11 protein-coding genes and 1 pseudogene are annotated in these 13,438 nt (G+C 61.2%); 7 read left to right on the plus strand and 5 right to left on the minus strand.

Annotation, left to right across the window (positions count from 1 at the left end):
• Nucleotides 1-128 precede the first annotated feature (128 nt).
• A complete protein-coding gene (locus tag HFO71_RS14010; RefSeq protein WP_170269104.1) occupies nt 129-1,124 on the plus strand; it encodes an alpha/beta fold hydrolase in 996 nt (331 codons plus the stop codon).
• Between the two features lie 41 nt (nt 1,125-1,165).
• Here HFO71_RS14010 and HFO71_RS14015 read toward each other — a convergent pair whose 3' ends face one another.
• Both HFO71_RS14015 and HFO71_RS14020 read right to left on the minus strand, forming a co-directional pair.
• Nucleotides 1,166-2,170, minus strand: coding sequence for a ketopantoate reductase family protein (locus tag HFO71_RS14015; RefSeq protein ID WP_131640314.1), 1,005 nt, complete (start codon nt 2,168-2,170; stop codon nt 1,166-1,168).
• A gap of 238 nt (nt 2,171-2,408) precedes the next feature.
• Nucleotides 2,409-2,999, minus strand: coding sequence for a nucleoside 2-deoxyribosyltransferase (locus tag HFO71_RS14020; protein ID WP_131640313.1), 591 nt, complete (start codon nt 2,997-2,999; stop codon nt 2,409-2,411).
• A gap of 469 nt (nt 3,000-3,468) precedes the next feature.
• On the opposite strand from HFO71_RS14020, the gene HFO71_RS14025 reads away from it, so the two are divergent.
• The gene (locus HFO71_RS14025) at nt 3,469-4,443 is read left to right on the plus strand and encodes an alpha/beta hydrolase (RefSeq protein WP_170269154.1); all 975 of its coding nucleotides are present in this window, start codon (nt 3,469-3,471) and stop codon (nt 4,441-4,443) included.
• Nucleotides 4,444-4,513: 70 nt separating this feature from the next.
• Here the strand turns inward: HFO71_RS14025 and HFO71_RS14030 are convergent, their stop codons facing one another.
• From HFO71_RS14030 to HFO71_RS14040, 3 genes and pseudogenes are all read right to left on the minus strand, one after another.
• Nucleotides 4,514-5,137, minus strand: coding sequence for a carboxymuconolactone decarboxylase family protein (locus tag HFO71_RS14030; protein ID WP_003558593.1), 624 nt, complete (start codon nt 5,135-5,137; stop codon nt 4,514-4,516).
• A gap of 63 nt (nt 5,138-5,200) precedes the next feature.
• The gene (locus HFO71_RS14035; RefSeq protein WP_131640311.1) at nt 5,201-6,736 is read right to left on the minus strand and encodes a sensor histidine kinase; all 1,536 of its coding nucleotides are present in this window, start codon (nt 6,734-6,736) and stop codon (nt 5,201-5,203) included.
• A 248-nt stretch (nt 6,737-6,984) separates the two neighbouring features.
• Nucleotides 6,985-7,321, minus strand: a pseudogene (locus HFO71_RS14040) (Imm6 family immunity protein).
• 370 nt (nt 7,322-7,691) lie between these two features.
• Between HFO71_RS14040 and HFO71_RS14045 the strand changes: the two are divergent.
• From HFO71_RS14045 to HFO71_RS14065, 5 genes are all read left to right on the plus strand, one after another.
• Nucleotides 7,692-8,741, plus strand: coding sequence for a LacI family DNA-binding transcriptional regulator (locus tag HFO71_RS14045; RefSeq protein WP_077976468.1), 1,050 nt, complete (start codon nt 7,692-7,694; stop codon nt 8,739-8,741).
• A 5-nt stretch (nt 8,742-8,746) separates the two neighbouring features.
• Complete coding sequence (locus HFO71_RS14050) at nt 8,747-10,360, plus strand: acyl CoA:acetate/3-ketoacid CoA transferase (RefSeq protein ID WP_077976472.1); 1,614 nt, start codon at nt 8,747-8,749, stop codon at nt 10,358-10,360.
• Nucleotides 10,353-11,132 (plus strand): enoyl-CoA hydratase/isomerase family protein, encoded by a 780-nt coding sequence (locus HFO71_RS14055; protein WP_077976469.1) that lies wholly within the window; start codon nt 10,353-10,355, stop codon nt 11,130-11,132. The genes HFO71_RS14050 and HFO71_RS14055 overlap by 8 nt, the downstream gene beginning before the upstream one ends.
• Entirely contained in the window at nt 11,132-12,652 is a 1,521-nt protein-coding gene (locus HFO71_RS14060; protein ID WP_077976470.1) for an aldehyde dehydrogenase family protein, read from the plus strand. Before HFO71_RS14055 ends, HFO71_RS14060 begins: the two co-directional genes overlap by 1 nt.
• Nucleotides 12,653-12,741: 89 nt before the next feature.
• The coding region (locus HFO71_RS14065) for an ABC transporter substrate-binding protein (protein WP_221988166.1) at nt 12,742-13,438 on the plus strand (697 nt) is incomplete at its 3' end.

A 13,438-nucleotide genomic window follows, 5' to 3' on the forward strand; every position in this document is an offset into this window, starting at 1 on the left:
GTCTCTGCGACAGTATTTTACCAGAACGCCGGTTAAAGAAAAGTTGGTCCATTCGAAGCGGGGCACGAAAATATAGGAACAGCATAAAGGCCGTTGCGAGAAAATTCGAAGCGTGCTGTCGGAAAGACATGAGCGCCGCCGTCCTTGCGGTATCGATGCAAACACGGAGCAAGGACATGTCGAAGATGACGCTGATTTCGATGATCGCAACGGCCGCCGCATTCCTGGCAGCGCCCGGTATATCAGGCGCCGACAGCAGCATGCCTGTTGTCGAGGAGAAGAAGGCTGCAGCGCCGATTGTCAGGAAGGGAAGTCTGCCGGTCAACGGCATCGATTATTATTACGAGATCCGCGGCGAGGGCGAACCGCTGCTGCTCCTTCACGGCGGCCTCGGGCAGATCGAGATGTTCGCGCCGGTCATGCCTGTTTTCACCGACCACCGGCAGGTGATCGCCGTCGATCTGCAGGGCCATGGCCGCACCCCGCTCGGCAAGCGGCCGATCGCGCTTCCGGCCATCGGCGCCGATCTGGCAATCCTGATGAAGCAGCTCGGTTACGACAAGCTCGATGTCTTCGGCTATTCCTTCGGCGGCGGGGTGGCGTTGAACATGGCGGCGAACGCTCCCGACCAGGTGCGCCGGCTAGTGATCCTCTCGGCACCCTATGCGCAGAACGGCTTCTTCCCGGAGATGCTGCCGCAGCAGGCGGCCGTCGGCGCCCGTATGGCCGACATGATGAAGGACACACCGATGTTCCTCTCCTACAAGGCGGTGGCGCCTGACGTTTCGGAATTTCCGAAGCTGCTCGACGCCATGGGCGCGCTGATGCGCGAACCCATCGACTATAGCGATGCCGTCGCCAAACTCACCATGCCGGTTATGCTGATCTATGGCGATGCCGACATGATCCGGCCCGAGCATATGATCGACTTCTACCACAAGCTCGGCGGCGGTCTGCGCGATGCGGGCTGGATGCGGGAAAACATGTCGAAGAACCGGCTGGCGATCCTGCCCGATCTCACCCACTACGAGACCTTCGCCTCGCCCCTGATGGCGAATATGGCGATGACCTTCCTCGATGGCGGCGGCAAGGCGCCGAACTGGGCCGAGCAGGTTGGAAAGTAAGCGAAGACGGCCGGGTTTTCCCGGCCGCCCTTGCTCCGCAATCAGCCGCCGCGCTGGTTTTCCCGATCCAACTGAGTCACCAGCGCCAGGATCGTTTCCGAAACCGGCGTCGGCACGGCGCTCAGGCGTCCGAGCGCCACCACCATGCCGACCAGCGGCGTGATTTCGAGCGCTTTGCCGCCGATCAGATCCTGCAGCATCGATGTGCGCACGCCGCCGATATGGCGCGATTGTTCCAACCGCTGCTCGACGGTCATGCTGAACCGCGCACCCAAGGCCTCGCCGACGGCGCGGACCTCACTCATCACCTTGCCGACCGTCGACGAAAGGGCGGGATCCGCCATGATGTCGGTCATCAGCGCCCTGGTCAAAGCGCTGATCGGGTTGAAGGCGGCGTTGCCCATCAGCTTGCTCCAGATCTCGCCGCGGATATCAGCTGTCGTCGTAATGCTGAGACCGGCGCCGGTCAGCACCGCGGCGATCGCCTCGAGATCGGGCGAGATGTCGCCGGAAGGCTCGCCGAGCACGAAGCGGCCGTTGTGGGAAAGCTGGATCTCGCCGGGGTTGATCACCTCGGCACCTTGATAAGCGACGCAGCCGATGACGCGCTCCGGCCCGATCAGCCGCCAGAGCCTGCCGCCGGGATCGAGCTCATCGAACTGCAGCTCGGCATGCCGGCTCTGGGTATCGCGGTGAAAATACCACCACGGGATGCCGTTGAGAATCATCAGAACGCGGGTGCCCTCCTTGAGGAGGCTTGCGATGCCTTCGGCAGCGGGTGCCAGCTGATGCCCCTTGAGGCCGGTGATGACGAGATCCTGCGGCGGCAATGTCCTGGGATCGTCAGTCGCGGTTAGGCGGACATTGAGCGGCCTTTCTGCATCGCCTTCGCGCAGGCTGATACCGTTGCCGCGAATGGCGTCGAGATGTGCCCCGCGCGCGACGACGGAGATGGTGGCGTCGTTTCCGGCCTGGCGTGCAAGCTTGGCGGCGATAGCGCCGCCGAGCGCCCCAGCGCCATAGATGCAGATGGACTTGATGGACATGCTCGCCTCTTCATGGTGGTGATCGAACCTAGATCTAGGCCATGAAAGGCGTAAGGCGAATGCTAATTTGCCGCAAGCAAGGCGAGCGGGCGCCAGGCGGCGAGCCTTTTCGACGCTCGCATGCTGCTCTTCGATTATCGCTGCCGAACGGCCGGTCCTCTTCTCGCTCGCCAACATGCTGGCGGACCAAGCTCTCTGATATCAGCGAGAAGCGTTGACAGGGAAGAAATCGGCGCCGTCAGCGCGATCCGTCAAGCTGACTGCCATCTGCACGCATGCCGGCGATCGTCTCAAGCGCTTCAAAATAAACCGTAAGGTCGCGGGCAGGGTCCGCCGGGAGCGCCGCCGCACGAAACACCTTGCCCCCCGTCGCCTCGACCCCTCCGTCGATCATCAGGTTGTCGGCCATCCCGTGATTTTCGATCGCAATGCCATCCGGTCCGCGTGGGCGCCCGCTCGTCTCATCGATATCGAGCCCCGCATACCAGATCGAGCGAACACGCAGACCATAGTCGTCGGGGTGATTGGTATAGGCGAAGACCGCTTTTCCCAGCGCAATCATAAAGCCGATCTCGTAGACCGTACCCGGATCGGCGCTGACGCCTCGAAAGGGAGTGATGTTGGCAAGGCAGATCTCGGCTCGACGCATGGCGTCGTCGTTGCGTGCATAGATCTCAGCGGCCGTCCGCTTCACCGGCGTCTGGTTTTCGTCGCTGCCGGGACCGGTCGGCTCGAAGCCGAACTGGCGCGCCAATCGGCGTTTCTCGGCCATGATGGGCATGGCATCCGGAAGAAAGACTTCCGGGCCGGCAAGGTAAATGGTGGTCATCGGTATCCTTCACTCACAAGCAAGAAGAGGCGCCCGGGTTTAGGAGGCAGCCAGGCACGTCGTCCATTTCCGACGGAAGCGCGGCAAATGGCAAGCCGTGCAGGCAGGCATTGTTCAATTTTTTAAGAGCAGTCTGACGAATCCACAGTGAACGGGCAGCTGCCGACTTTCATTCCAGGCAGAGCGGAGGGACCTGCAGAGGAGCCGCCCTATCTCGGTCATCGAGCCGCCGCCTGATGTGGGCGGCGTTCAAGGCGGCCATCGACCGCACCCGGGCCCGGACGGGTGCGGCGATGTTCGTGGAATGAAAAAGCTTGGGGTTCGCGCCTGTCACCCTTTTGACTCCGGTGGACGAACCGGCCAAAGATGCCGCCTTGGCCAGCATCGTCGGGAGAGGTTGATGAACGGTCGGATTTTGCCAGCTGGTATTCGAAGAGCCCTAAGGCGGCTCAAATGTCTGTTCCCCGCTTTGGCTGCGCTGATGCTGCTCGCCTCGGCGGCGGTCGGGCGGGACATTGGGCCGCAAAGCCCGGCCTCGCGCGAACAGGTCGAAAAACTCGTCGGCCTCTGGAAGGATCACTTTGCCGGCGCCGATAGCCTACAGCAGCGGCGGACTGCCTTCAGGACGCTGATGGAGACGATGCCGGGGCCGACGCGCATCCAGGTTCGGCAGGTCGATGCCGACGGCGTCGACGCCGAGCTGATGTGGCCTGCCCGTCTTCATCACCCGATCGGCCAAAGGGTGATCCTCTATATTCATGGCGGCGGCTTTTCCAGCGGCTCCATTCGCACACATAGCCTGCTTGCCGGCTCGCTCGCCAAGGCCGCATCCAGCGACATTCTTCTCATTGATTATCGGCTGATGCCCGAATATGGCTATCCCGCGCAGATCAACGACGCGCTGACCGCCTATCGCTGGCTTCTCGACAATGGCTACCGGAGCGAGAATGTCATCGTGGCCGGAGACGGCGCCGGCGGCAATATCGCGATCGAGACGGTGCTGCGGCAGATGCAGGCGGCAAAGCCGTTGCCGGCGGCTGTGATTGCGCTCAGCCCCATCACCGATCTTACCGCGACGGGCGACTCGATGACATCAAACGCCGGAAGCGATCCGCTGGTCGGCAAGGACTGGATCGACACCCTGCGCAAGACCTATCTCCGCAGCCGGTCTCCGACCGATCCCCAGGCATCGCCGCTCTACGCCGACATGACCGGCTTTCCGCCGCTGTTGCTGCAGGTCGGCTCCGGCGAAGTCCTGCTGGATGATACGCTACGGCTCGCCGACAAGGCGCGCCAGGCGGGCGTGGATGTCACCACCGAGGTCTGGCCGGGTATGCCCCATCAGTGGCAGCTGTTTCCCTCGCTGCTCGACGATGCCGATCGGTCGAGCCAGAATATCGCCGAATTTGCGATCCAGCATTTTGCCGACAAACCGCAGGAGTAAGGGCCGCAGGAGTGAGGGCCTGAGGAATTGGAGCCGCAAGAGCAGACGCCGGACGCTCTCCGTCATCGCGTCATTGCGGTGTACCCCGGGACTGTGACGGCGCCAGAGGCCGCTCGACCTCTCGGCCGACGCTGAGCGTCTTTCGCACATTCGGCTCCAGCCGCTCGATATAGGCATGGTCGGGTGCAGCACCCAGCGCATCCAGCATTTTCGAGAAGAAACACCGGGCGGCTGCCGCAGCCGTGACGTCGAAGACATCGGCGTCGCTCAGCCCGTGTTTCTTCAGCCCGTCGATGTCCTGCTGGGTCACCGACGTCGCATCGCGCGCCACCTTGGCGGCAAAGGCCATGATCGCGCGTTCGCCGGCATCGATCGGCGCCTTGTCCGTCTCGTTGACAACAGCCGTCAGCCCGTCGCTGGTGAAACCCTCGCGCAGCAGCACTGAGCCGTGCGCCAGCATGCAATAGGAGGATTTGAGCTCCTTGGCCGCCGCCAGCGTCACCAGCTCGTAGCGCCGCAAGCTCATATGGCCGCGAATGCTCGAAAGCAGCGCTGCCCAGCTCTCCATCACCTCCGGCCGATGGCCGAAGGCCCGATACATGTTCGGCAGATAACCATAATTCGCCTCGGCCGACGCATACATCGACGTCGTCTTCTCGCTGGCGGATGCGTTGGGTGTGTGAATGAAAGCCATGACATGATCCTCCTCTATTGTGAGAAGGATAGGGTAGATATGCAGGACAGCAATCCTGAGACGTCAGGCAGCGTCATTGGCCGCGGAAACGTCGCCGTTTCTCTTGATGGGAAGGGTTACGGTAAACGTCGAACCGCATCCTCTTGCACTGCGAACCTCTATCGAACCGTTGTGCAGTTCGACGATCTGCTTCACCAGATTGAGGCCGATACCGGTTCCGGCAATCCCGGTCGACGTCCGGGCCCGAAAATAGCGCTGGAACAGCCGGGGCACGTCTTCGGCGTCGATCCCCACGCCATCATCGCTGATCGAAACTTTGACGTTTCCCGTCTCCGCCCATGCAGTGACGCGAATTTCGGAGGTTCCGGGCGCGTATTTGACGGCATTGGAAAGCAGGTTGGTAAAGACCTGTGCCAAAGTGCGGGGATCGGCATCGATGAACTCCGGCAGCCCATCGATATCCAACACAAAGCTGTGCGACTTTGCGATCGTCGACTGCCGGTCGCAGCAGGTTTTTATCAATGATCTCAATGCGCAGGCGTCGTAATTGATATCGATCTTGCCAGTATCAAGGCGTCCGGCTGACAGGATGCTCTCCATAAGATCGACAATCCGGGTCACCGATGAGCGGATTTGATCGACCTTGTCGCTGAGAAATTCGGGCTCGACCGCCCCCCTTTTTCGCAGCAGCCGCTGGGCAGCAGCGTCGATGATGGCAAGCGGGGTCCTGAATTCATGGGATGCCATCGCCACGAATTGCCGCTGCAGTTCGTTGATGTTCCGCTCCTGCGCCAGCATGCGCTCGAGCTCCCGCGCCTGCCGCTCGACTTCCGCCGTCCGGCTCTGCACCGTCGCTTCGAGCTGATCGTGATGCCGGCGCAGCTCTTCGGCAAGTCGCACGGTCTTTGTCACGTCCTCATGCGTGGCCACGTATCCACCCGTTTGCATCGGATTGTGAGTGATCTTGATAACGCGTCCATCGGCCAGGACGATGTTCTGGCTGGCCGGCGCACCGCGTGCTGTCGCTTCGAAGACCACGTCAAAATAGGCGGCGGTATCGGCCGGCCCATTTCCCTCCCGGCTGCGATAGGCCAGGATATCCACAAGTGGCGTTCCCGGTTGCGTCAGCAGGTCCGGCAGATTGTACATCCGTGCATAGGAGGCGTTGCACAGAATGAGATTCTTTGACGAATCGAACATGCACAGCCCATGCGGCATGTTGCTGAGGGCTGCGTCGAACCGGCGATGTTGCTCAGTCAGGCTGTCTTCGACGCGAATGAGGGTCGAGATGTCTTCGTAGCTGAGGATCCAGCCTCCATCCTTCGACGGCGCGCAGGTCAATGAGACCATCCCTCCGTCGGAAAGGGCAAACTGAGACGTCGGCGGTCCACCGGCCGTCGACCGCCGGGATGCCACTGAACGGCAGTCTGCGGCGCCCGGCAATCCGTCGATATTCATGCCTTTGCGAATGGCGCCTTGCGGAAGGCCGAGAATATCAAGCGTGCGCGAATTGAAAGCCGTCACCGTACCGGCAGGATCAAGCAGAACAATGCCCTGAGGCAGGCTCTCCAGAATGGATTCAAACGAGTGTGACATCATCCGGCCCTGCTTCAGATCTGGCGCGTTGCACGTATCCTTAGCATTCGTCAGAAACGATAAAGTTTCGCTAATGTCTATCGGTGGGAATTGCTCGACGGAAGCCTGGAGATCCTCCTGTCGTTTTGAGATGGGCGAACCAGCGTTCCAGGGTGTTCAAGCTTGCATCGAGAGGCGTGGGAGCCTCTCCTACCATGTCAACGAATTCGTGGAAAAGCCGATGTGCTCCGAGAGGGGATCGCGCGCTCGATTTAGCCGAGTTTGGCGAGTTGCTCATCCAGAACGTTAAGGCTGTCCTCTCCGACCTCGTTGACGTCACTCGGCATGGGCTCTCCAGTCTCCTGGTAAACAACCCAGGCAACATACATGATTGCCGTCGTCAGCGCGTTCCAGCCGTCTTCGCTGGGCTTGCCGACCGCCTCTGAGAGCCGACGGAGCGTCCCGCGCTCATCGTCGCTGTAGATAAGATCGGAGAAGTATCGGCCCGTCAGGCGTCCGCCATCACCCCAAGTCCGGATTGGCGACGGCTGCCAAGCGCCGTGCCTGTTCGCGTGGCGGCAGATCGATCAACTCGGCGCGCAGTTTCATGTCTCTGTGACTTCCACTGGGTTTGTCGCTGCATCTATTACGCAGAATAGAAGTCCTTCCTGCTCTTCCTACAAGGTCTTGTCGCTTCGACGGAAATAATGGACGAGCCCGAATTTTTTACATTTTTGCAGCCAACGCATCTGTCGGTCGTGCGCCACGTACGATTTTCCAGTCAAAAAACATCGACACAGGCTTCTCAGCGAGGCAATCTTTAGATCGTTCCAATTTCTACGATGAGATTCCGGCGGATGGAAAACGCCGAAGTGGGCAGGGAATAGCTAGTTCATAACAATCTGTACAAATTTCCCTTGACATATTTGGAACGTTCCAAATATTTAACGACCAGTCGACGTTGGCGTCGGGAGGGGAAATGACAAAGGCGCGGGTGACCGTCATCGACATCGCGAAGGCTGCCGGCGTCTCGAAATCGACGGTTTCGCTGGTGCTTCAGGGCTCCTCCCTGGTCAATGAGGGGACGCGTTCCAAGGTCAATGCGGTGATGCGCGAGCTGGGCTACGTTTACAATCGCGGCGCAGCCAATCTTCGGCAGGCCGGGGCCAAATCGAGGATCATCGGGGTCGTCGTGAACGACCTGACGAACAGCTTCTTTGCGGAGTTGGCAGTCGGCGTCGATACGGTCGTTCAGTCGGCCGGGTTCGTGCAGTTCCTGTCGAACACCAGCGAGAGCATCGACAGGCAGCGCGAGGTTGTCGCATCGATGCGGGAACATGGCATCTCGGGGCTCATCGTGTCGCCGGCGCGCGCCACCGATGCCGCAGATTTCAAGCCACTCGTCGCCGCAGGGATTCCGGTGGTGGTCGTCGTCAGAAACCTGCCTGGCGCCAAAGTCTCGTCCGTGGTCTCCGACAACCAGGCTGGCATGATGTCTGCGGTCAATCACCTGGCTGAGCTCGGTCACAAGCGCATCGCTTTTCTCGGCGGCTTTCCCGACACCGCTGTCTTCGACGACCGCCTTGCCGGTTACCGAAGCGGCATGGAGGCAGCTGGGCTCGATTATCACCAAGAATTTGTCGTCTCGTCGGCGCCTTCGCGAGCCGGCGGGGTAGAGGCGATCGGAAAAGCAATCGTTCTTGCCGACAAACCCACGGCAGCCGTCTGCTTCAACGATGCCGTAGCCTTCGGTGTTTGCGACGGATTGCGTGCGCGCCGTCTGGAGCCCGGCTCCGACTTCGCGGTCGTGGGTTTCGACGACGTCATCGAGGCTCAGGCGGCGGTTCCCGCGCTCACGACGGTTTCGGTCGATCCGCAGGGCATTGGGCGCCGCGGCGCGCAGCTGCTTCTGAAGCAGATCAATGCGGGCAAGGCCGAGGCGGAGACGGTGACAACAGCGGTTCGGCTGGTTGTTCGCGAGAGCTGCGGGGCCCGCAAGAGCGTAAAATCGAAACAGGACTCTGAGTAACGCCCATGAAGAAGCATCTCACCCCGACCGAAGCAGCCGCGCTGATCCCGGATGGCGCTGTTGTAACGGTGTCTTCCTCAAGCGGTCTCGGTTGCCCGGACCTCATGCTGAAGGCGATTGGCGAGCGTTTCGATGCGACCGGCCATCCCCGTGATATCACGACCCTTCATCCGATCGCCGCCGGCGACATGAGCGGCATCAAGGGCGTCGACCATATCGCCAAGAAGGGGCTGCTCAAGCGCATCATCGGTGGTTCCTATCCGTCCGGTCCATCGTCGTCAGAGCCGCCGCTGATCTGGCAAATGATCACCAACAACGAAATCCCGGCCTACAACATTCCCTCGGGTATCCTCTTCGATATTCATCGCGAGGCCGCCGCGAAGCGGCCGGGTGTTCTGACCAAGATCGGCATCGATACGTTCATCGATCCCGAGCGGCAAGGTTGCGCGATGAACGGCCTGGCTTCGGAGCATCCGGTGGTCAAGCGCGTGCGCTTCGAGGGAGACGACTGGTTGTTCTTTCCCTCGATCGTCCCTGAGGTCGCCATCATCCGCGCCACCACCGCCGACGAACGTGGCAACCTGACATACGAGCATGAAGGCGCCTATCTCGGCGGCCTCGATCAGGCGCTTGCCGCACGCAACAATGGTGGCATCGTCATCGCCCAGGTCAAGCGGATCACTAAGGAAGGCTCGCTGAAGCCCCATGACGTCCGCGTGCCTGGAATGCTGGTCGATTATGTGGTCGTCGATCCGGAACAGAAGCAGACAACGCAGACGCAATACGATCCGGCAATTTCCGGGGAGATCTTCCGCCCGCTCGATAGTTTCAGCGTTCCGGAATTCAATGTTCAGAAAGTCATCGCGCGTCGTGTTGCGCAGGAACTGCAAGCGGGAAGCTGCGTCAATCTCGGCTTCGGCATATCGGCCAACGTGCCGCGAATTCTGCTGGAGGAAGGGCTTCACGGCGCAGTCACCTGGGTCATCGAGCAAGGCGCGGTCGGTGGGGTGCCGCTGCTCGACTTCGCCTTTGGCTGCGCGTCCAATGCGGACGCCTATATGCCGTCTCCCTATCAGTTCACCTATTTCCAGGGTGCAGGCTTCGATGCGTCGCTGCTGTCCTTCCTCGAGATCGGCAAAGACGGTTCGGTCAACGTCTCCAAGCTCTCCTTCCGGCCGCACGTGACGGCTGGCGCCGGAGGCTTCGTCGACATCACGGCGCGGGCAAAGAAGATCGTCTTCTCAGGCATGTTCAATGCCGGAGCGAAGCTTGCGATCGCCGATGGCGCCCTTCTCATTGAGAAGGAAGGCAAGCTGAAGAAGCTCGTGAACGAGGTCGAACATGTCACCTTCAGCGGCAGGCGCGCGATCGAGCAGGGGCAGGATATCACCTATGTCACCGAGCGGTGCGTGATGAAGCTGACGCCTGGTGGCATCGTCCTCACCGAGATTGCGCCCGGTGTCGATCTCCAGTCCCACATCCTCGATCAGTCGGAATTTCCGCTGATCATGGCGCCTGACCTGAAGGTCATGGACGCCGCGCTCTTTGGGGAGGCAAACATCGGCCTGTCCCTTCCAGAAAAGAGGGCGCGGACACTGGAGGGCAGCTTCCATGGCTAGCGGAACAATCAGAATTGACGTCGATGGACATGTTGCGACGCTGACGATTTCTCGTCCGGAGAAGCTGAACGCGCTCGATCTCGACATGCTCAAGGCGTTGGCGGACGCGGCCGACGAGGTGGAGGCGAACGCCAATGTGCGCGCCGCCATTCTCACTGGCGAAGGAAAGGGCTTTTCCGCCGGCGGCGATATCAAGGCCTGGGGCGGAATGTTGCCTCAGGAGTTCGGTCATCTCTGGGTTCGGCATGGCCATCGCATTTTCGAAAGACTGGCGACGCTCCGGATGCCGCTGGTCGCGGCTCTGAACGGCCATGCTCTCGGGGGAGGCCTTGAACTTGCAGGGGTTGCGGACATTCGCCTCGCCGAGGAACAGATCAAGATCGGCCTGCCCGAGACCGGCCTTGGCATGGTACCGGGTTGGTCCGGGACCCAGCGTCTTGTGCGCCGGTTCGGGGCGCAGGCCGTCCGACGCATGGCCTTGGGCGGCGAGATATTCACTGCCGAGGAGGCACGCCTGCTCGGGATCGTAGACGTGGTTGTTCCCACAGGAAACGCGCTCGCGGCCGCCCGGGAATATGCGCAGCGGATCGCCCCAAGGGGGCCGGCTGCGACCGAGATCGCGAAGTTGATGATCGCATCGGCGAACGGCGAAGACAATGGAACCGCGGTCGAAGCCCTGGGCTCGATCCTCGCTGCGAAAACCGGCGATCTGAAGGAGGGCGTCGCATCATTCAGCGAGAAGCGCCCGGCAACGTTCAAGGGAGAATGGTAATGACGGTTCTCGTCAACCCCACCGCGCTCAGCGACCACAAAGTGCGTGATTTCAAGATGCTCATCGACGGCAAATGGGAGGCAGGGAGCTCCGATCCGATCGAGCGGGTCGCGCCAAGCCATGGTGTCGTGATCAGCCGGTTTCCGACCGGCAGCAAGAGGGACGCCGAGCGTGCGATTTCCGCGGCACGCAAGGCGTTCGACCTCGGGCCGTGGCCCCGAATGACCGCTGCCGAACGTTCCGCGATCCTGCTCAAGGCGGCCGATCTGATCGCAGCGCGCGCAGAGGAGCTGGCATTTCTCGATGCCGTCGAGGCAGGAAAGCCGATTACACAGGTGCGGGGAGAAATTGCAGGCTCCGTTGACATATGGCGCTATGCGGCGGCTCTTGCCCGCGACCTCCATGGTGAAAGCTACAACACGCTCGGCGACGGCACGCTCGGTGTCGTCTTGCGCGAAGCGATCGGCGTGGTGTCGATCATCACGCCTTGGAACTTTCCGTTCCTGATCGTCGGCCAGAAGCTGCCATTCGCCCTGGCCGCTGGCTGCACGACCATCGTCAAGCCCTCCGAACTGACCTCAGGATCGACGCTGGTGCTGGGAGAGATCCTGCAGGAAGCAGGCGTTCCGGATGGCGTCGTCAACATTGTCACCGGCACGGGACCAGAGGTCGGCGCGGTCATGACGTCCCATCCCGGCGTCGACATGGTGTCCTTCACCGGCTCGACCGGCGTCGGAAAGCTGACGATGTCGAATGCCGCACAGACGCTGAAGAAGGTCTCGCTGGAACTGGGTGGGAAGAACCCGCAGATCGTGTTCCCGGATGCCGATCTCGATGCCTTCATCGATGCCGCGGTCTTCGGCGCATACTTCAATGCCGGCGAGTGCTGCAACGCCGGCTCGCGGTTGATCCTTCACAAATCAATCGCTTCCGATATCGTCAAGCGGATCGCCGAGCTGTCGAAGGCGGTGAAGGTCGGCGACCCGCTCGATCCCTCGACGCAGGTCGGCGCCATCATCACGCCTGAGCATCTGGAGAAGATATCGGGATACGTAACCGGCGCGAGGAGCAGCGGTGCCCGGGTCTCACATGGCGGCGAGACGCTCGATCTCGGCATGGGGCAGTTCATGTCGCCGACGATCCTCGAAGAGGTCACCCCCGATATGGCCGTGGCGCGCGAGGAAGTCTTTGGTCCGGTGCTTTCGGTGCTGACATTCGAGACATCAGCCGAAGCGATCAGGATTGCGAATTCCATCGACTACGGCCTGTCAGCCGGTGTCTGGAGCCGCGATTTCGACACGTGCCTGACGATCGGCCGGTCGGTGCGGGCGGGCACGGTCTGGATGAACACCTTCATGGACGGCGCCTCGGAACTTCCCTTCGGCGGTTACAAGCAAAGCGGCCTCGGCCGTGAGCTCGGCCGCCATGCGGTCGAAGATTACACCGAGACCAAGACACTCAACATGCATATCGGCAAACGCACCAGCTGGTGGATGCCGCAGACGGAAAAGCCGGCTTAGCCGGCGCCCGAACTACGCTCGAGGAGGGCGGGTGATTGGTGCGGGAATGGGTCCCGCATCTTCCAAATATAAGACTGGGAGGTCTTTCGATGAACAGGTTTTTGACCACGACTGCAATGATCGCATTGGCTCTGGGCGGCGCCAGCGTCTCCGCCCAAGCCGCTGACGTGAAAGAAGTGCAGATGCTGCACTGGTGGACGTCTGGTGGTGAGGCTGCGGCGCTGAACGTCTTGAAGGAGGATCTTTCGAAGGAAGGGTTTGCCTGGAAGGACGTTCCGGTTGCCGGTGGTGGCGGCGATGCGGCGATGACGGCGCTGAAGGCGATGGTTGCGGCCGGCACCTATCCGACGGCCTCGCAGATGCTGGGCTATACCGTGCTCGATTATGCCGAGGCCGGCGTCATGGGCGACCTGACGGAGACGGCGAAGAAGGAAGGCTGGGACAAGTCGGTTCCGGCAGCACTGCAGAAGTTCTCGGTCTATGACGGCAAATGGGTTGCCGCTCCCGTCAACGTCCACTCGGTCAACTGGCTGTGGATCAACAAGGCTGTGATGGACAAGATCGGCGGCACTCAGCCGAAGACCTTCGACGAGCTGATCGCCCTGCTCGACAAGGCCAAGGCTGCCGGCGTCATCCCGCTGGCGCTCGGTGGCCAGAATTGGCAGGAAGCGACGATGTTCGATTCCATCGTGCTGTCGACCGGCGGTCCGGAGTTCTACAAGAAGGCCTTCAACGACCTCGACGAGGAATCGCTGAAGTCCGACACGATGAAGAAGTCGTTCGATA

The organism is Rhizobium laguerreae (genome assembly GCF_019778565.1).
Classification (GTDB): Bacteria; Pseudomonadota; Alphaproteobacteria; order Rhizobiales; family Rhizobiaceae; genus Rhizobium; species Rhizobium laguerreae.

Coding starts and splice junctions, on each gene's coding strand:
- HFO71_RS14010 (WP_170269104.1), top strand. CDS start 129: ATGAGCGCCGCCGTCCTTGCGGTATCGATGCAAACACGGAGCAAGGAC.
- HFO71_RS14015 (WP_131640314.1), bottom strand. CDS start 2,170: ATGTCCATCAAGTCCATCTGCATCTATGGCGCTGGGGCGCTCGGCGGC.
- HFO71_RS14020 (WP_131640313.1), bottom strand. CDS start 2,999: ATGACCACCATTTACCTTGCCGGCCCGGAAGTCTTTCTTCCGGATGCC.
- HFO71_RS14030 (WP_003558593.1), bottom strand. CDS start 5,137: ATGGCTTTCATTCACACACCCAACGCATCCGCCAGCGAGAAGACGACG.
- HFO71_RS14035 (WP_131640311.1), bottom strand. CDS start 6,736: ATGATGTCACACTCGTTTGAATCCATTCTGGAGAGCCTGCCTCAGGGC.
- HFO71_RS14045 (WP_077976468.1), top strand. CDS start 7,692: ATGACAAAGGCGCGGGTGACCGTCATCGACATCGCGAAGGCTGCCGGC.
- HFO71_RS14050 (WP_077976472.1), top strand. CDS start 8,747: ATGAAGAAGCATCTCACCCCGACCGAAGCAGCCGCGCTGATCCCGGAT.
- HFO71_RS14055 (WP_077976469.1), top strand. CDS start 10,353: ATGGCTAGCGGAACAATCAGAATTGACGTCGATGGACATGTTGCGACG.
- HFO71_RS14060 (WP_077976470.1), top strand. CDS start 11,132: ATGACGGTTCTCGTCAACCCCACCGCGCTCAGCGACCACAAAGTGCGT.